Here is a 23431-nt window from a genome sequence, read left to right as displayed (position 1 = left end):
CCTCTGTCTGGATTACTCCGACGCCGCCGTGGCCGTCGAAGCCGCCGCGGCCTCCGTGGCCTCACGCTCCGCCCGGCTCCGCTCGACGCAGAACTCGTTGCCCTCGGGGTCCACCATCGTCACCCACCCCAGACCGCCGGGCTTCCGGTGGTCCTCGAAGACCGTGGCGCCGAGGGCGAGCAGCCGCTCGACCTCCTCGTCACGGCTGCGGTCCTGCGGCTGGAGGTCGAGGTGAACGCGGTTCTTGACCGCCTTTACCTCCGGCACCTGAATGAAGAGCAGCGCGCCCGCGGCGGTCTCTACCAGCGCCTCCGGATCACCGGGCTTGTCGTCGTCGGAGACCTTGGAGTCCAGGGCGGAGGCCCAGAAGGTCGCCAGGGTGTACGCGTCGGCGCAGTCGATCGTCACATGTCGCACAAGAGAGGCCATGGGCCCACTATCACGGGCCCACTGCCACCCGGCCACAGGTTTTCGACCGCCGTCACGCCCGGACGATGGACCTGGCCCGGGCGGCCGCCAGCCACGCCGGGAACTCGGCGACGATCCTGTCGTACAGCTCGGCGTCCGGGACGGTACGCGGGTCCAGGCCGGCGTGGAAGAAGCCGGCGTTGTCGACGCACCGCCTCTGCGGAACCGCCAACTCGTCCAGTTTCCGCAGGAATTCGAACTGCCGGCTGCCCGGGTCACCGAAGCCGACGAACTGCCAGAAGAGCGGCAGCTCGGCCGCCTTGCACAGGTACCGTTCGGCCGCGAGCTTGTTGATCGGCCCGCCGTCCGTCTGGAAGACGACGAGCGCGGGGGCGGTCGCGCCGCTGTCGAGGTAGTGGTCGATGACCGCGTCCATCGCCAGGTGGTAGCTGGTCTTGCCCATGTGGCCGAGCCCGGCGACGATCCGGTCGATCCGCCCCGCGTGGCCGGCGAGTTCGATGTCCGTCTCGGCGTCGATGTCGGTGGAGAAGAAGACCACGGGCACCCGCCCGTCGTCGTCCAGGTTGGCCGAGAGCCCCAACACCCGGTCGGCGAGCGCTTGGACGCTGCCGTCCTTGTAGTACGGCTTCATGGAACCCGAGTAGTCGAGCACCAGGTAGACGGCCACCCGCTGCCCGTCCATCCCGTGCTTGCGCAGCGAGACCCCCGCCGACTTGTACAGACTCACCAGCGCCGGTGCGGTCTCCTCGACCTTGCGCAGACTCAGTGCCACGGACGGCTCCCCTCCCCGTTACGAAGAGGGGACCCCTTTCCCCCCGGAGTGCCGAGCGTACGTGATCAGGGGGCGGGAACCAGGGGGTCGAGTCCGAGCGCGGCGGCGATACGGCCCCGGTGCTCGGCGGGCGGTCCGAAGAGGCGGGCGCACTGGTGGGCGCGTTTGAGGTGGTCGTGCGCCGGGTGTTCCCAGGTCACGCCGATGCCGCCGTGGAGCTGGATCATCTCGCCCGCGACCGTCTCGTACGTCTCCGAGCACACCGCCCGCGCGGCCGCCGCGGCGAGGGGTTCGGCGTCCGCGTGGGCGGCGGCCATGGCGAGGGAGCGGGCGGACTCGACGGCGGTGTACAGGTCGGCCAGGCGGTGCTTGACGGCCTGGAAGGAGCCGATGGGCCGGCCGAACTGGACGCGCTCGCCGACGTGTCGGACCGTGTCCGCCAGGGCCCGGTCGGCACCCCCGACCTGCTCGGCCGCGAGGACGGTCGCGGCCACGTCGCGCACGCGCGCCAGGACGGCCTCCCCGTCGGCGGAGAGGAGCCGCGCGGGCGACCGTTCGAGCCGGATCCGGGCGAGCGGGCGGGTCCGGTCCAGGGTGGGAGCGAGGGTGAACTCCCACTGATCGTCCCTGAGTTCGTAGAGGCCCAGGCGGCCCGTGCGGGCGTCGACGGCGAAGACCAGGCACAGGTCCGGGCGTTCGGGTGCGGCCAGGACGTACTCCTTGCGGCCGGTGAGGTACGTGTCGCCGTCCGCCGTCGTCGCGAGCGCCCCCGCCTCCCAGCCGCCCTCCTCCGCCCAGGCGAGCGCGCCGGACCCGGTGCCCTCGGCGAGGCCGGGCAGGAGGCGGGCGCAGGCGTCCCAGTCGCCCGCGGCGAGGAGGGCGGTCACGGGCAGGACGGCGGAGCCGAGGAACGGGACCGGGCTGAGGGCCCGCCCCAACTCCCCCGCCACCACGGCGATCTCCGGCAGCCCGCAGCCGAGTCCGCCGTACGCCTCCGGTACGGCGAGGGCCGCCACGCCGATCTGCCCGGCCAGCGGAGCCCAGGCCGCCGCGCCCTCGTGGCGGTCGAGCACGGACCGTACCGCCGCCCGCAGTTCGTCCTGTTCAGGGGTCGTCCTCATGCGTCCTCTCCTCTCGCCGCGCGCCGCAGTTCGCCCTTCAGGAGCTTGCCTCCGGCGTTGCGCGGCAGCTCGGGGACGACGACGAAACGGCGCGGGACCTTGAAGTTGGCGAGCCGCTCGCGGGCCCAGGCGGTCAACTCGCCCTCGTCCAGGGCGCGGTCGGTCACGACGAACGCGACTCCGACCTCACCGAGCCGCTCGTCCGGTGCGCCGACGACGGCGGCGTCGCGCACGGCCTCGTGGCGCAGGAGGACGTGCTCGATCTCGGCCGGGTAGGCGTTGAAGCCGCCCACGACGTACATGTCCTTCAGCCGGTCGGTCACCGCGAGGTAGCCGCGCTCGTCGAGGGTGCCGATGTCCCCGGTGCGCAGCCAGCCGCCGTCGACGACCGCCTCGGCCGTGGCCGCCGGGTCGTCGAGGTAGCCGCGCATGACGTGGTGGCCGCGGACCTGGATCTCGCCGGGCTCCCCGGGGCCGAGCACCGCGCCGAGCGGGGAGGCGATCCGGATCTCGGTGCCGGGCAGCGGCAGGCCGACGGTGTGGGCGACGGTCTCGGCGTCGGCGTCCGTCGGGCAGACGGAGACCACGCCGCAGGACTCGGTGAGCCCGTACGCGGTGAAGACGTCGGGCGCTCCGAGTTCGTCCCGTATCTCCTCGACGAGCGGGGCGGGCACGGTCGCCGCGCCGGTCCCGGCGAGCCGGAGCGCGGAGAGGTCGTGCGTCGCGCGGCGCGGGTGGTGGATCAGGCCGTGGAAGACGGTCGGTGGTCCCATGAGGCAGGTGACGCGCTCGGCGGCGATCCGCTCCAGGACGCGGTCGGCGTCGTAGACGGCCTCGGGGAGCATGGTCGCGCCGGTCAGCAGGCAGGCGAGCACCCCGGCCTTGTAGCCGAAGGTGTGGAAGAAGGGGTTGACCAGCAGATACCGGTCGCCGGCGCGCAGTCCGACGAGCCGGGCCCAGTCGGCGTACACGCGCAGGGTCTGGCCGTGGGTGGTCATCACGCCCTTGGAGCGGCCGGTGGTGCCCGAGGTGTAGAGGATGTCGCAGAGGTCGTCGGGGCGTACGGCGGCGGCGCGGGCGATCCGCTCGCTCTCGGGGACCGCGGCGCCGGCGGCGAGGTAGGCGTCCCCGTCGGGTCCGTGGAGGGTGAGGGTGGAACGCAGCGCCCCGAGGTCCTCCCCGGAACCGTGCAGGGCGGCGGCGTAGTCGGTGCCGAGGAAGTCGTGTTCGGTGAACAGGAACCGGGCGCCGCTGCGGCGCACGATGTCGGCGGCCTCGGCGGGCTTGTAGCGGGTGTTGACCGGTACGAGGACGGCGCCGACCGCGACCGCGCCGAGGGCGGCGGTGATCCAACGGCGGCTGTTGGGGGCCCAGATCGCGACCCGGTCGCCGTGCCGTACGCCGTGGGCGAGGGCGGCGCGCGCGGCGGCGGCGATCTCGTCGCGGAGCCGCGCGAAGCCCCAGCGGACCCCGTCGTCGACTCCACCGGCCCCGCCCCCGACCAGCGCCTCAAGGGTCCGATCGGCGTGCGTGGCAGCCGCCCAGTCGGGCAACTCGGCGATGGTGCGGGGTAGTTGTCCCGTGGGTTGCTGTGGCACTTGCTGGGGGCTGATCACTGACCCTCCCTACTTGACGTGCGAGCGTGGCGGGTATCCAATCACAGGTGTTTCGGTTAGGCATATACCTAGTAGGAACATTCTCAGGAGGTCCCATGGATCCGGATCCCACCGACATGAAGTCCGCGCTGGCGGGCTTCTGCACGGGTGTCGCCGTCATCACCGCCCGCGACCCGGCCGACGGACGGCCCGTCGGCATGGCGGTGCAGTCCTTCTCGTCCGTCTCGCTCGACCCGCCCCTGGTCTGCTTCTGCCCGGCGCACACCTCGACGACCTGGCCGCGGATCCGCGCGGCCGGCCGGTTCGCGGTGAACGTGCTCGCGGCCGACCAGGAGGAGCTCTGCCGGCGCTTCGCGGTGACGGGCGGCGACAAGTTCGCCGGTACGGCCTGGCGGCCCGGCGCCGCGGGCGCGCCGCTGCTCGACGGAGCGCTCGCGACGATCGAGTGCACACTCGACGCCGTCCTGGACGGCGGAGACCACGCCATCGCGCTCGGCCGGGTCGACGCGCTCACCGCGCACCGCGACACCGGCCCGCTGCTCTACTTCCGCCGCACCTACGGGCGCTTGCCCTCAGCGGCGTCAGAGGCCGCGCGCGCCTTCTCCAGCTCCTCGATGTCGGCGAGCATGGCGTCCGCCAGGTCGCGCTCGGAGGCGTAGTACCGCTCGGCCCACTTGAGGGTGAGCGTGGGGTACGCCCACGCCTCCTCGGCCTTCGCCCCCTCCACGTCGGCCTCCGCGCGCAGCCGCATGGTCTCGGCGAACTCCCGGTGCCGGGCGAGGACTTCGCGCTGCTGCTCGGGTTCGAGGAGATGCCCGAGCCAGAGCCGCAGCATCGGCCCGTGCTTGAGCACGGGCGGATCCACGGGCGCGGTCCGTGCCCACGTACGGACGGCGGCCATCCCCTCGTCCGTGATCCGGTAGACCCGCTTGTCGCGGCTGCCCGTCTCCTGGGCGACCGTCCGCGAGGTGGCGTAGCCGGCCTTCTCCAGTCGCTTCAGCTCGCTGTAGATCTGGCTGAACGACGGGCTCCAGTAGAAGAAGCGCAGCGACCAGTCGGACCACTTCTTCAGGTCGTAGCCGGACAGCTCCTCCCCGAAGGAGAGCAGCCCGAGCACCGCCCAGCTGGTCGCCGGGAACCCCGGGATATCCGGGACGTCTTCCTGACCTGCCCGCTTCTTGTCCGCCACGGACCGAAGTCTACGGCCCCCTTCCCCACCCCAGGTATGACTGCTAGAAGTATTCCTATTAGAAATAGAAGAGGAGAGGAGTTCACCGTGAAGTTCTCCATGATCTTCGAGGCCCAGCTCGTCGACCCGACCCCCGAGCGGGAGCGCCAGGTCATCCACGACTGCGTCGAACAGGCCGTCCACGCCGAGAAGATGGGCTTCGACCGCGTATGGGCGGTCGAGCACCACTCCCTCACCCAGTACGCGCACATGAGCGCGTCCGAGATCTTCCTGACCTGGGTCGCCGCCCGCACCGAACGCATCCGCATCGGCCACGGCGTCGTCACCATGCCCTTCGGCTACCAGCACCCGGTGCGGGTCGCCGAGCGCGCCGCGATGCTCGACGTGCTCAGCGGCGGCCGGGTGGACATCGGCGCAGGCCGGGGCGCGACCCGGCAGGAGATGCGGATGTACGGCGTGCGCCCCGAGGACACGTACCCGCAGATGGAGGAGGCGCTGCGGATCTTCTCGCACGCCTGGCGCGAGGAGCAGTTCGAGTGGCACGGCTCGATCGACATCGGCCCGGGCGCGATCCTGCCCCGCCCCGTGCAGGACCCGCACCCGCCGCTCTTCATGGCCTGCTCGAAGCACGACACCCTCAAGCTCGCCGCCGAACTCGGCATCGGCGCGCTGGTGATGGGCTTCGCGGGCGCCGACGACGTGCGCGCGATGCGGAAGGTGTACGACGAGGCCATCGCCGTACGCGACGGCTCCCGGCTCGTCTCCTCCGAGGTCAACGACCACTTCTCGGCGCTCTGCCCGACGATCGTCCTGGACGACGCCGAGCGGGCGCTCCGGCTCGGCACGCGCGGCCAGCGCTTCTTCGCCGAGTCGATCGCCCACTGGTACGGCAACGCGCCCGCCCCGACCGGCTACGCGGAGGACGAGGACCACACGGGCGCGCTGGAGCGGCGCCGCGAGGAGCTGGTCGCCCGCCTCCACGAGGCGAACATCCCGGCCCGCCCGGTCGACACCGGCACGTACAACACCGACCACGCCTACGGGGACGCCGACACCGCCATCGCGTACGTCGAGCAGCTCCGCGAGATCGGGGTCGACGAGGTGATGTGCCTGATCCAGATGGGGACGGTCCCCCAGGAGGTCTGCATGGAGACCATCCGGCAGTGGGGCGAGAAGGTCATCCCGCACTTCCGCGCGCTGGAGGCGGCCAAGTGAGCTCCCTGGCAGGCAAGGTCGTCCTGGTCACCGGCGCGGCGCGCGGCCAGGGCGCGGCCGAGGCCCGGCTCCTGGTGGCGGAGGGCGCGCGGGTGGTCCTCACGGACGTACGGGAGGAGGAGGGCCGGGCGGTCGCGGCGGAGCTGGGCGACGCGGGGGTGTTCGTCCGCCACGACGTGACCTCCGCGGACGACTGGCGGAAGGTGGTCGCGCGCGCCGTCGACGCGTACGGCCGCGTGGACGCGCTGGTCAACAACGCGGCGCTGTGGCGGACGGCTCCGGTGGAGTCGGAGACGTACGAGAACTTCGAACTCCTCCTCCGGGTCAACCTGTTGGGCCCGTTCCTCGGCATCCAGGCCGTCGTGCCGGCGCTGCGCGAGGCGGGCGGCGGCTCGATCGTGAACGTGTCGTCGACGGCCGGCCTGGTCGGCATACCGGGCCACGCGGCGTACGGCTCCAGCAAGTTCGGGCTGCGCGGGCTGACCCGCTCCTCTGCGCTCGACCTCGCGCGGTACGGGATCCGCGTCAACTCGGTGCACCCGGGGGCCGTCGACACACCGATGACGGCGGAGGTCGCGGACCGGGACTGGTCGCACGTCCCGCTCGGCCGGATGGGCCGGGCGGAGGAGGTCGGCGGCCTGATCGCCTTCCTGGTCTCGGACGCCTCCTCGTACATGACGGGCGCGGAATTCACGGTGGACGGGGGGCTGACGACCGGATGACGGATCCACTGACCCCGACCGCCCGTGCGCTGTGCGAGGCGATGTCGGCGGGCTTCCCCGGCCCTGGCTCCCCGGAGGCCCTGCGGGCGGCGGCACGGGCGGGGGTACGGGAGATCCCGCCGCCGAGGGAGGAGACGGCGAACGGCGTACGAGTACGCCTGTACGGCCCTTCTGCGGGCACCGGCGCTCCGGTCATCGTCTTCGCGCACGGCGGCGGCTGGGTCCTCTGCGACCTGGACACGCACGACGGCCTCTGCCGCGAACTGGCGTCCCGTACCGGGGTGTCCGTGGTCTCCGTGGACTACCGGCGCGCCCCCGAGCACCGCTTCCCGGCCGCCGAGGACGACGTGCACACCGTCGTGGAGTGGGCGGCCGAGCGGTACGGCGGCCCGCTGTTCCTGGCGGGCGACTCCAGCGGCGGCAACCTCGCGGCGGGCGCGGCCCTGCGCGCCCGGGACGCGGGCGGCCCGCCGGTCGCCGGCCAGCTCCTCTTCTACCCGGCCCTGGACCACCGCCTGGACTCGCCCTCCGCCGAGGCGTACGCCGAGGGCTTCTTCCACACGACGGCCCACATGCGCTGGTACTGGGAGCAGTACGTGGGCCCTGCCGGCGACCCGGTGGCCGCGTCGCCCGGCCTCGCGGCCGACCTCACGGGCCTCCCTCCCACTCTCGTGGTCCTCGCGGACTGCGACCTCCTGCGGGACGAGGGCCTGGCCTACGCGCGCCGCCTCTCCTCGGCCGGGGTCCAGGCGCAGGTGCAGCTGCACACCGGGGTCTTCCACGGCTTCCTGGGGGCACGGGGCGTCCTGCCCGAAGCGGAGAACGCGCTGGACGGGGCGGCGGCCTGGGTGACCACCGTGGCCGGGTAATTCCCGAAACCCGGCCCACGACCCCGTACCGCCCGCTCGACCCGACCTCGGGCCACCACCCCACCGCCCCTGCGAGGCGGACGCACCGCGGCGCCCTCCCAGTCGTCCGGTCGGGGACATTCGGGGGGCGCCGCGCTCAGTTCCGTACGTCGTTGTACGGGACGTCTTGGGACGGGACGGTCAGACCGTCAGGGCACGGTCCGTCGGGCGGATCGGGGCCGGGAGGTCGCTCGCGCCCGTCAGGAAGCGGTCGACGCCGCGCGCCGCCGAGCGGCCCTCGGCGATCGCCCAGACGATCAGCGACTGGCCGCGACCCGCGTCACCGGCCACGAACACACCACCGACGTTGGTGGCGAAGTCCGCGTCGCGAGCGATGTTACCTCGCTCGTCGAGGTCTAGACCAAACTGCGCGACCAGACCGTTCTCCACGTCCGTACCCGTGAAGCCCATCGCGAGCGTCACCAGCTGCGCCGGGATCTTCCGCTCCGTGCCGGGCTTCTGCGTGAGCTTGCCCTCGACGAACTCGACCTCGACGAGGTGGAGGAACTGGACGTTGCCGTCCTCGTCGCCCTCGAAGTGGGTGGTGGAGACGGAGTAGACCCGCTCGCCGCCCTCCTCGTGCGCGGAGGTGACCTTGTACAGCATCGGGAACGTCGGCCAGGGCTGGCCGGCCACCCGGTCCTCGCCCGGACGCGGCATGATCTCCAGCTGCGTGACCGAGGCCGCGCCCTGACGGTGGGCGGTGCCCACGCAGTCCGCGCCCGTGTCACCGCCGCCGATGACCACCACGTGCTTGCCCTCGGCGGTGATCGGCGGGGCCACGAAGTCGCCCTCGACGACCTTGTTGGCGAGCGGCAGGTACTCCATCGCCTGGTGGATGCCGTTCAGCTCACGGCCCGGGACCGGCAGGTCACGCGCGGTCGTGGCGCCCGCGGCGATGACCACGGCGTCGTACCGCTTGCGCAGGTCCGTCGAGGTGATGTCGCGGCCGATCTCCACACCCGTGCGGAACTTGGTGCCCTCCGCGCGCATCTGCTCGATACGGCGGTTGATGTGCCGCTTCTCCATCTTGAACTCGGGGATGCCGTACCGCAGCAGGCCGCCGATCCGGTCCGCGCGCTCGAAGACGGCGACCGTGTGACCCGCCCGCGTCAGCTGCTGGGCGGCGGCGAGACCCGCCGGGCCCGAGCCGATGACGGCGACGGTCTTGCCGGACAGGCGCTCGGGCGCCTGCGGCTTGACGTCGTTGGCGTCCCACGCCTTGTCGATGATCGAGACTTCGACGTTCTTGATGGTGACGGCCGGCTGGTTGATGCCGAGCACGCACGCCGCCTCGCACGGAGCCGGGCACAGGCGGCCGGTGAACTCCGGGAAGTTGTTCGTCGCGTGGAGGCGCTCGGAGGCCTGCTCCCAGTCCTCGCGGTAGGCGTAGTCGTTCCACTCGGGGATCAGGTTCCCGAGCGGGCAGCCGTTGTGGCAGAACGGGATGCCGCAGTCCATGCAGCGGCCGGCCTGCTTGCTGATGATCGGCAGCAGGGAGCCGGGAACGTAGACCTCGTTCCAGTCCTTGACTCGCTCGCCCACCGGACGGGTCTTGGCGACCTCGCGCCCGGTGGTCAGGAAGCCCTTGGGGTCAGCCATTGGTCGCCGCCTCCATCATCTTCTCGGTGGTCTCGGCCTCGGAGAGACCGGCGAGCTCAGCGGCGTCCTTGGCGGCGAGCACTGCCTTGTACGTGGACGGGATGATCTTGCTGAACCGGTCCGCGTTCGCGTCCCAGTCGGCGAGGAGCTTCTCCGCGACCGTCGATCCGGTCTCCTCCTGGTGGCGGCGCACGACGTCGTGCAGCCACTGCTTGTCGGAGTCGCTCAGCGCCTCGACGGCGGACGCGTTCCCGGAGTTGACGTTGTCCCGGTCGAGGTCGACGACGTACGCGACGCCGCCCGACATGCCGGCCGCGAAGTTGCGGCCCGTCTCGCCGAGGACGACCGCGCTGCCGCCGGTCATGTACTCGCAGCCGTGGTCGCCCACGCCCTCCGAGACGACCAGCGCGCCGGAGTTGCGGACGCAGAAGCGCTCGCCGGTGCGGCCGCGCAGGAACAGCTCGCCGCCGGTCGCGCCGTACGCGATGGTGTTGCCGGCGATGGTCGAGTACTCGGCCAGGTGGTCGGCGCCGCGGTCCGGGCGGACGACGACCCGGCCACCGGAGAGGCCCTTGCCGACGTAGTCGTTGGCGTCGCCCTCCAGGCGGAGCGTGACACCGGCCGGCAGGAACGCGCCGAACGACTGGCCGGCGGAGCCGGTGAAGGTGATGTCGATGGTGTCGGCCGGCAGACCCGCGCCGCCGAACTTCTTCGTCACCTCGTGGCCGAGCATGGTGCCGACCGTCCGGTTGATGTTGCGGATCGCGACCTGCGCGCGGACCGGCTGGGCCTCCTCGGCCGTCGCCGCGCCAAGCGCCTCGGCGGCGAGCTCGATGAGCTCGTTGTCGAGGGCCTTCTCCAGGCCGTGGTCCTGCTCGATCAGGGCGTGGCGGACCGCGCCCTCGGGCAGCTCCGGCACGTAGAAGAGCGGGGCCAGGTCGAGGCCCTGCGCCTTCCAGTGCGTGACGGCCCGGCTGGTGTCGATCAGCTCGGCGTGGCCGACGGCCTCTTCGAGCGTACGGAAGCCCAGCTCGGCGAGGAGCTCGCGGACCTCCTCGGCGATGAACTCGAAGAAGTTGACGACGAACTCGGGCTTGCCGGAGAAGCGGTCGCGCAGGACCGGGTTCTGGGTGGCGATGCCGACCGGGCAGGTGTCCAGGTGGCAGACGCGCATCATGACGCAGCCGGAGACGACGAGCGGCGCGGTCGCGAAACCGAACTCCTCGGCGCCGAGCAGCGCGGCGATGACGACGTCACGGCCGGTCTTCAGCTGGCCGTCGGTCTGCACGACGATCCGGTCGCGCAGGCCGTTGAGCAGCAGCGTCTGCTGGGTCTCGGCGAGACCGAGCTCCCAGGGGCCGCCCGCGTGCTTCAGCGAGGTCAGCGGGGAGGCGCCCGTACCGCCGTCGTGGCCGGAGATGAGGACGACGTCCGCGTGCGCCTTGGAGACACCGGCGGCGACCGTGCCGACACCGACCTCCGACACCAGCTTCACGTGGATGCGCGCGGCCGGGTTGGCGTTCTTGAGGTCGTGGATCAGCTGAGCCAGGTCCTCGATGGAGTAGATGTCGTGGTGCGGCGGCGGCGAGATCAGACCGACACCGGGGGTGGAGTGCCGGGTCTTGGCGACCCACGGGTAGACCTTGTGGCCGGGCAGCTGGCCGCCCTCGCCGGGCTTGGCGCCCTGGGCCATCTTGATCTGGATGTCGTCCGCGTTGACCAGGTACTCGCTCGTCACGCCGAAGCGGCCGGAGGCGACCTGCTTGATGGAGGAGCGGCGCGCCGGGTCGTAGAGGCGGTCCGGGTCCTCGCCGCCCTCACCGGTGTTGGACTTGCCGCCCAGCTGGTTCATGGCGATGGCGAGGGTCTCGTGCGCCTCGCGGGAGATGGAGCCGTACGACATGGCGCCGGTCGAGAACCGCTTGACGATCTCGGAGACCGGCTCGACCTCGTCGATCGAGATCGAGGGGCGGTCCGAGGTGAAGCCGAAGAGGCCGCGGAGCGTCATCAGGCGCTCGGACTGCTCGTTGATCCGGTCCGTGTACTTCTTGAAGATGTCGTACCGCTTGTTGCGCGTGGCGTGCTGCAGGCGGAAGACGGTCTCCGGGTCGAACAGGTGCGGCTCGCCCTCGCGGCGCCACTGGTACTCGCCGCCGATGTCGAGCGCGCGGTGCGCGGAGGGGACGCCGGAGGCCGGGTACGCCTTGGAGTGCCGGGCGGCGACCTCCTTGGCGATGACGTCGAGGCCGGCGCCGCCGATCTTGGTGGCGGTGCCGTTGAAGTACCGCTCGACGAAGGCCGTCTCCAGGCCGACGGCCTCGAAGACCTGGGCGCCGCGGTAGGAGGCGACGGTCGAGATGCCCATCTTGGACATGACCTTGAGGACGCCCTTGCCGAGCGCGTAGATCAGGTTCCGGATGGCCTGCTCGGGCTCGAGGCCCTCGATGAAGGTGCCGGCGCGGACCAGGTCCTCGACGGACTCCATCGCCAGGTACGGGTTGACGGCGGCGGCGCCGTAGCCGATGAGGAGGGCCACGTGGTGGACCTCGCGGACGTCGCCGGCCTCGACGAGCAGACCCACCTGGGTGCGCTGCTTCGTGCGGATGAGGTGGTGGTGGACGGCCGCGGTGAGCAGCAGCGACGGGATCGGCGCGTGCTCGGCGTCGGAGTGCCGGTCGGAGAGGACGAGCAGGTGCGCGCCGCCCTCGATGGCCGCGTCGACCTCGCCGCAGATCGCCTCGATCCGGGCGGCGAGCGCGTCGCCGCCGCCGGAGACCCGGTACAGGCCGGAGAGGGTCGCGGCCTTCATGCCGGGCATGTCGCCGTCGGCGTTGATGTGGATGAGCTTGGCCAGCTCGTCGTTGTCGATCACCGGGAAGGGCAGGGTGACGCTGCGACACGACGCGGCGGTCGGCTCCAGCAGGTTGCCCGACGGGCCGAGGGAGGAGCGCAGGCTCGTCACCAGCTCCTCGCGGATCGCGTCCAGCGGCGGGTTGGTGACCTGCGCGAAGAGCTGGGTGAAGTAGTCGAAGAGCAGCCGGGGGCGCTCGGACAGGGCCGCGATCGGCGAGTCCGTGCCCATGGAGCCGAGCGGCTCGCCGCCGGTGCGGGCCATCGGGGCGAGGATGACGCGGAGCTCTTCCTCGGTGTAGCCGAAGGTCTGCTGGCGGCGGGTGACCGAGGCGTGGGTGTGCACGATGTGCTCGCGCTCGGGGAGGTCGGAGAGCTCGATCTCCCCGGTCTCCAGCCACTCGGCGTACGGCTTCTCGGCGGCGAGGCCGGCCTTGATCTCGTCGTCCTCGATGATCCGGTGCTCGGCGGTGTCGACGAGGAACATCTTGCCGGGCTGGAGGCGGCCCTTGCGGACGACCTTGGCGGGGTCGATGTCGAGGACGCCGACCTCGGAGGAGAGGACGACGAGGCCCTCGTCGGTGACCCAGTAGCGGCCGGGGCGCAGACCGTTGCGGTCGAGGACCGCACCCACCTGCGTACCGTCGGTGAAGGTGACACAGGCCGGGCCGTCCCAGGGCTCCATCATCGTGGAGTGGTACTGGTAGAAGGCGCGCCGGGCCGGGTCCATGGAGTCGTGGTTCTCCCACGCCTCGGGGACCATCATCAGGACGCTGTGCGGGAGGGAACGCCCACCGAGGTGGAGCAGCTCCAGGACCTCGTCGAAGGAGGCGGAGTCGGAGGCGTCGGGGGTGCAGACCGGGAAGATCCGGTCGAGCTCGCCCTCGCCGAAGAGCTCGGAGACGAGCTGGGACTCGCGGGCCACCATCCAGTTGCGGTTGCCCTTGACCGTGTTGATCTCGCCGTTGTGCGCGACGAAGCGGTACGGGTGGGCCAGCGGCCAGCTCGGGAAGGTGTTGGTGGAGAACCGGGAGTGGACCAGGGCCACGGCGGTGGCGCAGCGGCGGTCCGACAGGTCCGGGAAGAAGGGCTCCAGCTGGCCGGTGGTCAGCATGCCCTTGTAGACGATCGTGCGGGCGGAGAGCGACGGGAAGTACGTCCCGGCCTCGCGCTCGGCGCGCTTGCGCAGCACGAAGGCCTTGCGGTCGAGCGCGATGCCCTCGCTGCTGCCGTCGGCGACGAAGAGCTGACGGAAGACGGGCATGGTGGCGCGGGCGGAGGCGCCGAGCAGTTCGGGGGCGACGGGGACGTCGCGCCAGCCGAGGACGTTCAGACCCTCCTCGGACGCGATCGTCTCGATCTGCGAGACGGCCTGTGCGGAGCCGTCGGCAGGGAGGAAGGCGATACCGACGGCGTAGGCGCCGGCGGTGGGGAGGTCGAAGTCGGTGACCTCGCGCAGGAAGGCGTCCGGGACCTGGAAAAGGATGCCGGCGCCGTCTCCCGAGTCGGGCTCGGAGCCGGTGGCGCCGCGGTGCTCGAGATTGCGCAGTACGGTCAGCGCCTGCTCGACCAGCGCGTGGCTGGCAACACCGGTCAGGGTGGCCACGAACCCGACACCACAGGCGTCGTGTTCGTTACGGGGGTCGTACATCCCCTGCGGAGCGGGGCGACCGTCCATGGGCGACCAGGCGTCGGAACGCATCGGCTCTCCCGTCGTCGTCGTGGCATATGCAGCTGCCGAGGGACGACGTTGGCCCTCCGCGAAATTTCGTGCAGGTTACATGATGGCTGGCTTCTCGCGAAGTGGATAGCTCATTCCAACATGCGGACACCGCTGACACGGAGCGGTGATGGTGGTTCACACGTGAACTCGTAAATCTCAGGGTGGTTCTGGGGGTGAATCTCTACGGATCTCAAGGGGTCGGAGGACCCGTCGCAGAGCGAGCCTCATTGCCCGCGGCGCTTACGCCTCATGCCCGGTGGTTAAGCCTTCGAAACCGCCGGGTTACGGCTACATATGTCGCGCTGTGCATAGTGTCTCACTGGCCGGCCGATCCGCCCAGGGGATATACATCACAGCCAGCATGCACGCGAAAGGCCCTCGCCGCAGGGCGAGGGCCTTTCACAGAGGGCGGGCGCGGGCCTGTCGCAGAGGGCCTCGGCGCAGGGCGAGGGCCTTCAGCAGGGGGCGGCCGCGGGCCGCGCGGGTCAGAGCGCGGCGCCGAAGGCCATTCCGAGCCCGTACGTGACGGCCGCGGCGGCGCCGCCCAGGACGAGCTGGCGCAGCCCGCTGAACCACCAGCTGCGGGCGGTCACCCGGGCCACCAGCGCGCCGCAGGCGAAGAGCCCGAGGAGGGCGAGCAGCACGGCCGGCCACAGGGCGCTCGCACCGAGCAGGTACGGCAGCAGGGGCAGCAGCGCGCCGAGCGCGAACGACGCGAACGACGACACGGCGGCGACCGTCGGCGACGGCAGGTCGTCGGGGTCGATGCCCAGCTCCTCGCGGGCGTGGATCTCCAGGGCCTGCTCCGGGTCCCGGGAGAGCTGCATCGCGACCTCGCGGGCCAGCGCCGGCTCGACGCCGCGCGACACGTACAGCGCGGCGAGCTCCTCCATCTCGTCGACCGGGTGCTTGCGCAACTGACGACGCTCGACGTCCAGTTCCGCCTGGACGAGCTCGCGCTGCGAGGCGACGGAGGTGTATTCACCGGCCGCCATCGAGAAGGCGCCGGCGGCGAGTCCGGCGAGGCCGGTGATGACGATGGTCTGCTGCGAGACCGCGCCGCCCGCGACACCGGTCATCAGGGCGAGGTTGGAGACGAGTCCGTCCATCGCGCCGAAGACCGCGGGGCGCAGCCAGCCACCGTTCACATCGCGGTGCGTGTGGTTGTCGCGGTGGGCTTCGTGCAGTGGCGCCTGGGCTTCGATGATGGACATGCTTCTCCCCTGTTCAGTCCGGCGGGCCGGGTCGCACCCGCCGCCCCCAACACCCTCGAAAATACGCGCGATGTAAGGGGCGCGCCAGCAAGGCAGGCCGTACTTACTAAGGCTGACCTTGCTGTCCACACCCCCTTCTGGCGGGGTGTCAGCCGGGTGACAGAGACGTTTCTTCGACGTCATCGCCGCCCCCACGTGGCACAGATCCAGGAACCGCGAAAGGGGTGCGAGATGGTGAGCGAGACGGGAACGATTGCATGCGATACGCGCGAGCGCGCGAGGGGCGCGCTCCTCGGCCTCGCGGTCGGTGACGCGCTCGGGGCGCCCGCCGAGAACATGCGCCCGTCGGAGATCCGACGCCGATGGGGCCGGATCGAGGGCTTCGTGACGGACAGTCCGGCGGGCACGGACGACACGGAGTACGCGATCTTCTCGGGGCTGCTGCTCGCCCGGCACGGCTCGGCGCTGACGGTCCAGCATGTGGAACGGGCCTGGCACCACTGGATCGCGGACCTCGACGAAGGCCCGTTCCGGGGCGCGGGCTTCAGCGAGCGGGGCACGCTGGAGAACCTCCGCAGGGGGCTCGCGGCGCCGATCTCGGCCCAGCACCGGCACGCGTGGTCGGACGGCCTGGCGATGCGGGCGGCCCCGTTCGGGGTCTTCGCGGCGGGCCGCCCGGCGGAGGCCGCCCGCCTGGTGGCGATCGACGGCACGGTCAGCCACGACGGCGAGGGCATCTACGGCGGGCAGGCGGTCGCGGCGGGCGTGGCGGCGGCGATGGGCGGCGCGTCGGTGACGTCGGTCATCGCGGCGGCGCTCTCGGTGGTCCCGATGGACTCGTGGACGGCGCGCTCGATGCGCCGCGCCGTGGTGGCCGCGCAACGGCTGGAGCCGGACCCGCTGCTCCGCGAACGCACGGTCCGCTCGGCGGTCGTCATCGGCGGCTACCCCTGGACGGACCTGGCCCCGGAGGCGGTGGGCCTCGCCTTCGGCGCCTTCGCTGCGGCCCGCGGCGACTTCCGTACGGCGGTCCTGACCGCGGTCAACATGGGCCGCGACGCCGACACGACGGCCGCGGTGGCGGGCGCCCTGGCGGGCGCGGCCTCGGGCGTCTCGGCGATCCCGGACGAGTGGGCCACGGCCATCGGACCGGTCACAGGCAGCTGCCTCCCGTCGATGCGCGGCTACCACGTCCTGGACATCGCGGACCTGCTGACGACAGACGAGGAGGACCAGTCATGAGCTCCGCTGTGGGCAATCGTCCCGCAGGGCGGGACGGGTGGGCACAGCCCACGAGACCGAGCGCCCCGGACGTGACCGGCAGCCACGTGGGCCTCATGGCCGCGCACGGGGCCGGCGCCGCACCCGAGGGCCTGGGGCACGCCCCAAGACCTGGCGCACCCGCGCGGCGGGAGGCCGTCGAGGGCCTGCTCCTCGGCCTCGCCGCAGGCGACGCCGCAGGCTGGCCCGCCGCCAGACACCGCGCCGCCCGCATGCCCGAGTGGACCCGCCGCCTCACCCGCGAACTCGACACCTTCGCCGAACAGAACGCCACCACCACCCTCCCCGTCCCCATCGCCCTCAACCAGCCCCCCGAGCCCCTCCGCCTCGGCCCCTCCGACGACGCCGAATGGGCGGTCTTCACCGCCGAGGCGGTCCTCGCCGCCGCCGGCCCCCTCTTCGGCACCCTCCCCCCGGAGCGCCGCCTCCGCGCCGCCGTCGACCTCGCCTGGAACTCCCTCGCGAGCCAGGTCGCCGCCGCCGCCGACCGCGCCCCCGAGGTCGAGTCCGCCGTACTGCCCCTCCGCGCACGGATCTCCGTACGCGCCGGCCTCGGCAATCTCGCCACCGGCCTCCGCCCGCCCGCCACCGGCCACGACAACCCGCACTACTTCGACGACGCCGCCTGCGTCCGCGCCGCCGTCCTCGCCCTCGTCCACCCCGGCGACCCGGCCGCCGCCGCCGAACTCGCCGAGTTCGACGCCCGGTACACCCAGGACGGCGACGGCGTGCACGGCGCCCGCGCGATGGCCGCCGCCGTCGCCGTCGCCCTGGGCGGCGCGGACGTGGACGAGGCCGTGGAGGCGGCCCTCGCCCAACTCCCGCCCGCCACCGAGATCGGCCGCAACGCCCAACAGGCCGTCAAGATGGCCCAGGACGCGACGAGCGCCTTCGAACTCGTCCCCCTCCTGGAGCACCAGATCGTCGACCACGTCTACAGCTACGGCATCGCCGCCGCCGAGACCGTACCGGTGGCCCTCGCGCTCGCCCTCGCCGCGCGCGGCGAGCCCTCCGGGGCAGTGCCGGCCGCGGCCTGCCTGTCGCGTGTCGCCGACTCCGCCCCCGCGCTCGCGGGCGCGCTCACCGGCGCGCTCGGCGGCGCCGGTTCCCTCCCCGCGACCTGGCGCGACGCCTGCCGCACGCTCGCCGGCTGCGCGCTCCCCCGCCTCGCGGGCACGGATCTGGTCGAACTCGCCGGGCTCCTCGCAGCCACGGAACTGACCACCAGGGGTAGACAATTCCGACATGACCCCCACACCACCACTTGATGACCGCATCACCGGAAGCCTCGTCGGGGCCGCCGTGGGCGACGCCCTCGGCGGCCCGGTCGAGGGCTACACCCCCGACCAGATCGTCGAACGCCACGGCGGTCGCGTCACGGGCATCGTCGGCCCCTGGAACGGCGACGACTGGCGTACGGCACGCCCCATCGCGCCGTACCACAAGGGCGACGGGCACGTCACCGACGACACCTTGATGACCCACGCGCTGATCAGGGTGTACGAGAAGGTCCGCGACCACCTCGACGCGTACGCGGTGGCGGACCACCTGGTCCCCGACCTGATCTCGACCCCGGTCTGGATCCCCGAACTGGAGGCGGAGGCCCTCCCCCTCCAGCGGATCTTCCTCGCGGAGAAGTGGCTGGTGGCCCGTATCCACTACGGCCACGTGGACCCGCGTGAGGCGGGCAGCGGAAACATCGTCAACTGCGGTGCGGCGATGTACATGGCGCCGGTGGGCCTGGTCAACGCGGCGAACCCGGCGGGCGCGTACGCGGAGGCCCTGGACGTCGCGGCTCCCCACCAGTCCTCGTACGGACGGGAGGCGGCAGGGGTGTTCGCGGCGGCGGTGTCGGCGGCGTGCGAACCGGGCGCGACGCCGGTCTCGGTCGTGGAGACGGCGCTCTCCCTGGCGAAGGACGGCACACGCGAGGCGATCGAGGCGGTGGCGGAAGTGGCCTGCGGACACACGGACTTCGAGTCGGCGCTGATCCCCCTGCGCAAGGCGGTGGCCCCGTTCGACACGGTGGGCGCGGAGTACCGCGCGCCGGGCCTGGGCGCGCGGCGCCCGTCGCGCCTGCACGCGATCGAGGAACTCCCCATCGCCCTCGGGATGCTGCTGGTCGGCGCGGGCGACTACCGCCACACGGTCCTGGGCGCGGTCAACTACGGCCGTGACTGCGACTCGATCGCGACGATGGCGGGCGCGATCGTGGGCGCGCTGGTGGGCGAGTCGGCCGTCCCGTCCACCTGGGCGAAGCAGGTGGCGGAGGCGAGCCGTCTGGACCTGCACGCTCCGGCACGGGCGCTGACGGCGGTCGCGCACGAGGTGTTCGCCCGCGACACGGCCCGCCGCCGGGCCCACGAGTCGGCGTTCACGACCCTGACGAACGTCCGATGAACGTACGCCTCACCTGGGTCCAGCCGGAGGACCTCGTCGGCCACGAACTCCGCCAGGCGGCGGAGGACGGCCGCGACGCCACCACGATCGCCGCCCGCTGGCAAGCGGCGGGCGGCCCCCCACCCCCGCCCACAGCGGGCGCCTCCCCCACTCCCCGCCCGGACCTCCGCCCCCTGGCGGAAACCCTCCTGACCGAACTGGCAGCCCTCCCCCCGGCCGAGCCCAAGGCATCACAACCCCCCACCCCCGCCCCCGTGCACGCGCCCCCCGCGCACGAAGCACCGCGTCCCCAGGGGTACGGGGGCGGAGCCCCCGCGAGGGAACCCCACCCCCTCCGCGACCGGCTGCACGCCGCCTGGCTCGGTCGCGCCGCCGGCTGTCTGCTCGGCAAGCCCGTCGAGAAGCTCCCGCTCCCCGCCATCCGCACACTCGCCCGCGCCGCCGGCAACTGGCCCCTCACCACCTGGTTCACCGAGCGCGGCGTCCCCCCGCACCTTCTCGCCGCCCACCCCTGGAACCGTCGCTCCGCCGCCACCTCCCTCGCCGAGAACATCGACGGGATGCCCGAGGACGACGACCTCAACTACCCCCTCCTCAACCTGCTCCTCCTCCAGCGGTACGGCCGCGGCTTCACCACCTCCGACGTCGCCCGCCTCTGGCTCGACGAACTCCCCGCCGGCCGCACCTTCACCGCCGAGCGCATCGCCTACCGCAACCTCCTCGACGGCATCGAACCCCCGCTGACCGCCTCCCACCGCAACCCCTTCCGCGAGTGGATCGGCGCCCAGATCCGCGCCGACGTGCACGGCTGGACGCACCCCGGCGACCCCGCGGCCGCCGCCGAGCAGGCGTACCGGGACGCGGCGCTCACCCACACCGCCAACGGCCTCTACGGCGCCCAGTTCGTCGCCGCGGCCATCGCCGGCGCCGCCACCGGCACCGCCGACGTCCACCAGGCCCTCGCCGCCGGGCTCTCCGTCGTCCCGCCCCGCTCCCGGCTCGCCGTCGCCGTCCGCCTCGGCATCGAAACCGCCCGCACCACCCCCGACTTCGACGCCGTCGTGGACCGGCTCCACGCCACCCTCGGCGGGTATCACTGGGTCCATGCCGTCCCCAACGCCGCCCTCCTCGCCGCCGCCCTCACCCACGGCGACGGCGACTTCTCCCGCACGATCTGCGCGGCGGTCTCCGGCGGCTGGGACACCGACTCCAACGGCGCCACCGCCGGTTCCGTCGCCGGTCTCCTCGCCGGCCACCCCGACCGGCTCCCCGAGCGCTGGACCTCCCCCCTCAAGAACCGGCTCGCCACCTCGATCCCGTCCTTCGACGGCATCGGCTTCGACACCCTCGCCGAACTGACGTATCTGGAGGCAGTACGCCCATGACCAGCATCGTGGTGCTCGGCAGCACCAACATGGACCTCGTCGCCTTCGTGTCCCGGGCCCCCGCGCGCGGAGAGACCGTCACCGGTCGGGAGTTCCGTACGATCCCCGGCGGCAAGGGCGCCAACCAGGCCGTCGCGGCCGCCCGGGCCGGCGCCGAGGTCGCGATGATCGGCGCGGTCGGCGCCGACGACTTCGGCGAACGGCTCCGCGCCGCCCTCGAAGCGTCCTCGGTCGACACCGACCTCCTGCGCACCGTCGAAGGCCCCTCCGGCACAGCCCACATCGTCGTCGACGACGAGGGCGGCAACGCGATCGTCGTCGTCCCCGGCGCCAACGGCACCGTCACCTCCCTCGACCACGGCGACGAGGCCCTGATCGCCACCGCCGACGCCCTGCTCCTCCAGCTCGAGCTCCCCCTCTCGGCCGTCACCGAGGCCGCGGTCACCGCCCGCCGCCTCGGCGTCCGTACGGTCCTCACCCCCGCCCCGGCCCAGCAGCTTCCCCCCGAACTCCTCGCCGCCACCGACCTCCTGGTCCCCAACGAGCACGAGGCCGCCGCGCTCACCGGCCTCACCGACCCGCGCGCCGCCGCGACCGCCCTCCTCGCCCACGTCCCCGAGGTGGTCGTCACCCTGGGCGCCTCCGGCAGCCTGTACGCGGCCCGGGGCGGCGAACCCATCACGGTCCCCGCCCCCCGGGTCGCCGCCGTGGACACCACCGCCGCCGGCGACACGTTCGTCGGCACCCTCGCCGTCGCCCTCGGCGAGGGCCGCCCGGTCCGCGAGGCGCTGGCCTGGGCGTCCACCGCCGCCGCGCTCTCCGTCCAGCACGCGGGCGCCTCGTCCTCGATGCCGTACCGCGCCGAGATCGACGAGGCCCACACCGCCTTCACCGGCCGGGAGGTCGACGCCGTATGACACCCAGCGAGGAACGCACGGACCGCACCGAACCCGCAGCCCGGCCTCCCCTCCACGGGCTGCGCGTCCTCGATCTCGCCACCCTCTTCGCGGGACCGCTCGCCGCGATGATGCTCGGCGACTTCGGCGCCGACGTGATCAAGATCGAGCACCCCCGCAAGCCCGACCCCTCCCGCGGCCACGGCCCGGCGAAGGACGGCGTCGGTCTGTGGTGGAAGGTCCTCGGCCGCAACAAGCGGACCGTCACCCTCGATCTCTCCACCCCCGGCGGCCGGGACACCCTGCTGCGGATGGCCGCCGAGGCCGACGTGATCGTGGAGAACTTCCGCCCCGGCACCCTGGAGCGCTGGGGTCTGGGCTGGGAGGAGCTCTCCACCGTCAACCCCCGCCTGGTCCTGACCCGGGTCACCGGCTTCGGCCAGTTCGGCCCGTACTCCCACCGGCCCGGCTTCGGCACCCTGGCCGAGGCGATGAGCGGCTTCGCCGCCATCACCGGCGAACCCGACGGTCCGCCCACCCTTCCCCCCTTCGGCCTGGCCGACTCGATCGCCGCCCTGGCCACCGCGTACGCGGTGATGACCGCGCTCACGGCCAGGACGACCACCGGCCACGGCCAGGTCGTCGACATGGCCATCATCGAACCGATGCTCTCCGTCATCGGCCCCCACCCCCTCTGGTACGACCAGCTCGGCTACGTCCAGCCCCGCACCGGAAACCGCTCCCGCAACAACGCCCCCCGCAACACGTACCGCACGTCCGACGACGCCTGGGTCGCCGTCTCCACCTCGGCCCAGTCGATCGCCGAACGCGTCCTGCGCCTGGTCGGCCGCCCCGAGCTGATCGACGAGCCCTGGTTCGCCGACGGCGCCGGCCGGGCCGCCCACGCGGACGTCCTCGACGAGGCGGTCGGCTCGTGGATCGCCCGCCACACCCGGGACGAGGCGATGGCCGCCTTCGAGAAGGCCGAGGCGGCGATCGCGCCCGTCTACGACGTCCGGGACGTCATGGCCGACCCGCAGTTCCGCGCCCTGAACACGGTCACCGAGGTCCCGGACCCCGAGCTGGGGCCGATCCGCATGCAGAACGTCCTCTTCCGGCTCTCCGAGACCCCCGGAGCGATCCGCTGGGCCGGCCGCCCGCACGGCGCGGACACCGCCGAGGTCCTCGCCGAACTCGGCCTCACCCCCGCCGAGATCGGCGCCCTGCGCGGCGAAGGAGCCGTATGAGGACCACGCCCCTGCCCCTCACCTGGCTGTACGCCCCCGGGGACCGCCCCGCCGTCGTCCAGAAGGCGCTGGCCTCCGGCGCCGACGTCGTGATCGTCGACCTGGAGGACGCGGTCGCCCCCGACCGCAAGGCGTACGCGCTCGACGCCACGGCCGATCTGCTCTCCGACCCCCACTCCGTACCGATCCATGTCCGCATCCACACCCCGCGCGACATCCCCACCCTGGCCCCCCTCCCCGGCCTCCGCGGTCTCCGTGTTCCCAAGGTGACACACGCCACTGACATCCACCGGATCGCCGACGCCGTCACCGACGTCACCGCCGGAATCCCCCTCTACCCCCTCCTGGAGAACGCCCTCGCCGTCGAGCGCGCGTACGCCATCGCCAGCGCCCATCCCGCCGTCCACGGCATCGCCCTCGGCGAGGCGGACCTCCGCGCCGACCTGGGGGTACGCGACGACAGCGGCCTCGACTGGTCGCGCGGCCGCCTGGTGGTCGCCGCCCGCGCGGCGGCCCTGCCCCCACCGGCCCAGTCGGTGCACCCCGACATCCGCGACCTGGACGCCCTGGCGGCGAGCTGCACCCGGGGCCGCGCCCTGGGCTTCTTCGGCCGGGCCGCGATCCACCCCCGCCAGCTCCCGGTGATCGAGCAGGCCTACCTCCCCACCCCCGACGAGGTGGCGGCCGCCGAGGAGGTCGTGAAGGCGGCCGAGGCGGAGGAGGGCGCCCTGGCGCTCCCGGACGGCCGCTTCGTCGACGCGGCGGTCGTCGACGGCGCCCGCCGCACCCTCACCCTGGCGGCCCGATTCTGCTGACCGCGGGAAAACGACAGGGCCGCCGGGACCAGAAGGTCCCGGCGGC

At 72.7% G+C, this 23431-nt stretch carries 19 protein-coding genes; 11 read left to right on the top strand and 8 right to left on the bottom strand.

Annotated elements, in window-relative coordinates; translation table 11 throughout:
• Positions 1–12: 12 nt before the first annotated feature.
• The 4 genes from ACWCO8_RS31055 to ACWCO8_RS31040 all read right to left on the bottom strand — a co-directional run bounded on the left by ACWCO8_RS31055 (position 13) and on the right by ACWCO8_RS31040 (position 3920).
• Positions 13–429 (bottom strand): VOC family protein, encoded by a 417-nt coding sequence (locus ACWCO8_RS31055; protein ID WP_451035037.1) that lies wholly within the window; start codon positions 427–429, stop codon positions 13–15.
• Between the two features lie 52 nt (positions 430–481).
• A complete protein-coding gene (locus ACWCO8_RS31050; protein ID WP_451035036.1) occupies positions 482–1201 on the bottom strand; it encodes a VWA domain-containing protein in 720 nt (239 codons plus the stop codon).
• 65 nt (positions 1202–1266) lie between these two features.
• On the bottom strand, positions 1267–2322 hold the full coding sequence (locus tag ACWCO8_RS31045) for an acyl-CoA dehydrogenase family protein (RefSeq protein WP_451035035.1): 1056 nt from the start codon (positions 2320–2322) through the stop codon (positions 1267–1269).
• Positions 2319–3920: a FadD3 family acyl-CoA ligase gene (locus ACWCO8_RS31040; protein WP_451035034.1), complete on the bottom strand. Its 1602-nt coding sequence runs from the start codon at positions 3918–3920 to the stop codon at positions 2319–2321. The genes ACWCO8_RS31045 and ACWCO8_RS31040 overlap by 4 nt, the downstream gene beginning before the upstream one ends.
• Before the next feature lie 113 nt (positions 3921–4033).
• Between ACWCO8_RS31040 and ACWCO8_RS31035 the strand changes: the two genes are divergently transcribed.
• The gene (locus tag ACWCO8_RS31035) at positions 4034–4597 is read left to right on the top strand and encodes a flavin reductase family protein (RefSeq protein WP_451035033.1); all 564 of its coding nucleotides are present in this window, start codon (positions 4034–4036) and stop codon (positions 4595–4597) included.
• On the opposite strand, the gene ACWCO8_RS31030 is transcribed toward ACWCO8_RS31035, so the two are convergent.
• Positions 4495–5127, bottom strand: coding sequence for a PadR family transcriptional regulator (locus ACWCO8_RS31030; RefSeq protein WP_451035032.1), 633 nt, complete (start codon positions 5125–5127; stop codon positions 4495–4497). The genes ACWCO8_RS31035 and ACWCO8_RS31030 overlap by 103 nt on opposite strands.
• 87 nt (positions 5128–5214) lie before the next feature.
• On the opposite strand from ACWCO8_RS31030, the gene ACWCO8_RS31025 reads away from it, so the two are divergent.
• From ACWCO8_RS31025 to ACWCO8_RS31015, 3 genes are read left to right on the top strand one after another with little or no spacing between them, the layout of a single operon-like run.
• Positions 5215–6342: an LLM class flavin-dependent oxidoreductase gene (locus tag ACWCO8_RS31025; RefSeq protein ID WP_451035031.1), complete on the top strand. Its 1128-nt coding sequence runs from the start codon at positions 5215–5217 to the stop codon at positions 6340–6342.
• Positions 6339–7064: a glucose 1-dehydrogenase gene (locus ACWCO8_RS31020; RefSeq protein ID WP_451035030.1), complete on the top strand. Its 726-nt coding sequence runs from the start codon at positions 6339–6341 to the stop codon at positions 7062–7064. Before ACWCO8_RS31025 ends, ACWCO8_RS31020 begins: the two co-directional genes overlap by 4 nt.
• Positions 7061–7933, top strand: a complete 873-nt coding sequence (locus tag ACWCO8_RS31015) for an alpha/beta hydrolase (protein WP_451035029.1) — start codon at positions 7061–7063, stop codon at positions 7931–7933. Before ACWCO8_RS31020 ends, ACWCO8_RS31015 begins: the two co-directional genes overlap by 4 nt.
• Positions 7934–8113: 180 nt before the next feature.
• Here ACWCO8_RS31015 and ACWCO8_RS31010 read toward each other — a convergent pair whose 3' ends face one another.
• The 3 genes from ACWCO8_RS31010 to ACWCO8_RS31000 all read right to left on the bottom strand — a co-directional run bounded on the left by ACWCO8_RS31010 (position 8114) and on the right by ACWCO8_RS31000 (position 15361).
• Positions 8114–9574 (bottom strand): glutamate synthase subunit beta, encoded by a 1461-nt coding sequence (locus ACWCO8_RS31010; RefSeq protein ID WP_451035028.1) that lies wholly within the window; start codon positions 9572–9574, stop codon positions 8114–8116.
• Positions 9567–14126, bottom strand: a complete 4560-nt coding sequence (gene gltB, locus ACWCO8_RS31005; protein WP_451035027.1) for a glutamate synthase large subunit — start codon at positions 14124–14126, stop codon at positions 9567–9569. The genes ACWCO8_RS31010 and gltB overlap by 8 nt, the downstream gene beginning before the upstream one ends.
• Before the next feature lie 506 nt (positions 14127–14632).
• The gene (locus tag ACWCO8_RS31000) at positions 14633–15361 is read right to left on the bottom strand and encodes a VIT1/CCC1 transporter family protein (protein WP_362015989.1); all 729 of its coding nucleotides are present in this window, start codon (positions 15359–15361) and stop codon (positions 14633–14635) included.
• 231 nt (positions 15362–15592) lie between these two features.
• Here ACWCO8_RS31000 and ACWCO8_RS30995 point away from each other — a divergent pair, with 231 nt between their 5' ends.
• Genes ACWCO8_RS30995 through ACWCO8_RS30965 form a run of 7 tightly spaced genes read left to right on the top strand, consistent with a single transcriptional unit; the run spans position 15593 to position 23385 of the window.
• Positions 15593–16603 (top strand): ADP-ribosylglycohydrolase family protein, encoded by a 1011-nt coding sequence (locus ACWCO8_RS30995; RefSeq protein WP_451035026.1) that lies wholly within the window; start codon positions 15593–15595, stop codon positions 16601–16603.
• Positions 16600–17910, top strand: a complete 1311-nt coding sequence (locus ACWCO8_RS30990) for an ADP-ribosylglycohydrolase family protein (protein WP_451035025.1) — start codon at positions 16600–16602, stop codon at positions 17908–17910. Before ACWCO8_RS30995 ends, ACWCO8_RS30990 begins: the two co-directional genes overlap by 4 nt.
• Positions 17888–19042, top strand: coding sequence for an ADP-ribosylglycohydrolase family protein (locus ACWCO8_RS30985; RefSeq protein ID WP_451035024.1), 1155 nt, complete (start codon positions 17888–17890; stop codon positions 19040–19042). Before ACWCO8_RS30990 ends, ACWCO8_RS30985 begins: the two co-directional genes overlap by 23 nt.
• The gene (locus tag ACWCO8_RS30980; RefSeq protein WP_451035023.1) at positions 19039–20427 is read left to right on the top strand and encodes an ADP-ribosylglycohydrolase family protein; all 1389 of its coding nucleotides are present in this window, start codon (positions 19039–19041) and stop codon (positions 20425–20427) included. Before ACWCO8_RS30985 ends, ACWCO8_RS30980 begins: the two co-directional genes overlap by 4 nt.
• On the top strand, positions 20424–21344 hold the full coding sequence (gene rbsK / locus ACWCO8_RS30975; protein WP_451035022.1) for a ribokinase: 921 nt from the start codon (positions 20424–20426) through the stop codon (positions 21342–21344). Before ACWCO8_RS30980 ends, rbsK begins: the two co-directional genes overlap by 4 nt.
• Positions 21341–22570, top strand: a complete 1230-nt coding sequence (locus ACWCO8_RS30970) for a CaiB/BaiF CoA transferase family protein (protein ID WP_451035021.1) — start codon at positions 21341–21343, stop codon at positions 22568–22570. Before rbsK ends, ACWCO8_RS30970 begins: the two co-directional genes overlap by 4 nt.
• The gene (locus ACWCO8_RS30965) at positions 22567–23385 is read left to right on the top strand and encodes an HpcH/HpaI aldolase/citrate lyase family protein (protein WP_451035020.1); all 819 of its coding nucleotides are present in this window, start codon (positions 22567–22569) and stop codon (positions 23383–23385) included. The genes ACWCO8_RS30970 and ACWCO8_RS30965 overlap by 4 nt, the downstream gene beginning before the upstream one ends.
• Positions 23386–23431 lie beyond the last annotated feature (46 nt).

The sequence above is a fragment of the Streptomyces sp. NPDC001927 genome, assembly GCF_053594455.1.
This window is presented reverse-complemented; position numbering and strand designations above follow the sequence as displayed.

Bases quoted from the DNA above. Each gene is read 5' to 3' on its own strand.
- ACWCO8_RS31055 (WP_451035037.1), bottom strand. From the start codon at position 429: ATGGCCTCTCTTGTGCGACATGTGACGATCGACTGCGCCGACGCGTAC.
- ACWCO8_RS31045 (WP_451035035.1), bottom strand. From the start codon at position 2,322: ATGAGGACGACCCCTGAACAGGACGAACTGCGGGCGGCGGTACGGTCC.
- ACWCO8_RS31035 (WP_451035033.1), top strand. From the start codon at position 4,034: ATGGATCCGGATCCCACCGACATGAAGTCCGCGCTGGCGGGCTTCTGC.
- ACWCO8_RS31015 (WP_451035029.1), top strand. From the start codon at position 7,061: ATGACGGATCCACTGACCCCGACCGCCCGTGCGCTGTGCGAGGCGATG.
- ACWCO8_RS31010 (WP_451035028.1), bottom strand. From the start codon at position 9,574: ATGGCTGACCCCAAGGGCTTCCTGACCACCGGGCGCGAGGTCGCCAAG.
- gltB (WP_451035027.1), bottom strand. From the start codon at position 14,126: ATGCGTTCCGACGCCTGGTCGCCCATGGACGGTCGCCCCGCTCCGCAG.
- ACWCO8_RS31000 (WP_362015989.1), bottom strand. From the start codon at position 15,361: ATGTCCATCATCGAAGCCCAGGCGCCACTGCACGAAGCCCACCGCGAC.
- ACWCO8_RS30995 (WP_451035026.1), top strand. From the start codon at position 15,593: ATGGTGAGCGAGACGGGAACGATTGCATGCGATACGCGCGAGCGCGCG.
- ACWCO8_RS30990 (WP_451035025.1), top strand. From the start codon at position 16,600: ATGAGCTCCGCTGTGGGCAATCGTCCCGCAGGGCGGGACGGGTGGGCA.
- ACWCO8_RS30985 (WP_451035024.1), top strand. From the start codon at position 17,888: ATGACCCCCACACCACCACTTGATGACCGCATCACCGGAAGCCTCGTC.
- ACWCO8_RS30980 (WP_451035023.1), top strand. From the start codon at position 19,039: ATGAACGTACGCCTCACCTGGGTCCAGCCGGAGGACCTCGTCGGCCAC.
- rbsK (WP_451035022.1), top strand. From the start codon at position 20,424: ATGACCAGCATCGTGGTGCTCGGCAGCACCAACATGGACCTCGTCGCC.
- ACWCO8_RS30970 (WP_451035021.1), top strand. From the start codon at position 21,341: ATGACACCCAGCGAGGAACGCACGGACCGCACCGAACCCGCAGCCCGG.
- ACWCO8_RS30965 (WP_451035020.1), top strand. From the start codon at position 22,567: ATGAGGACCACGCCCCTGCCCCTCACCTGGCTGTACGCCCCCGGGGAC.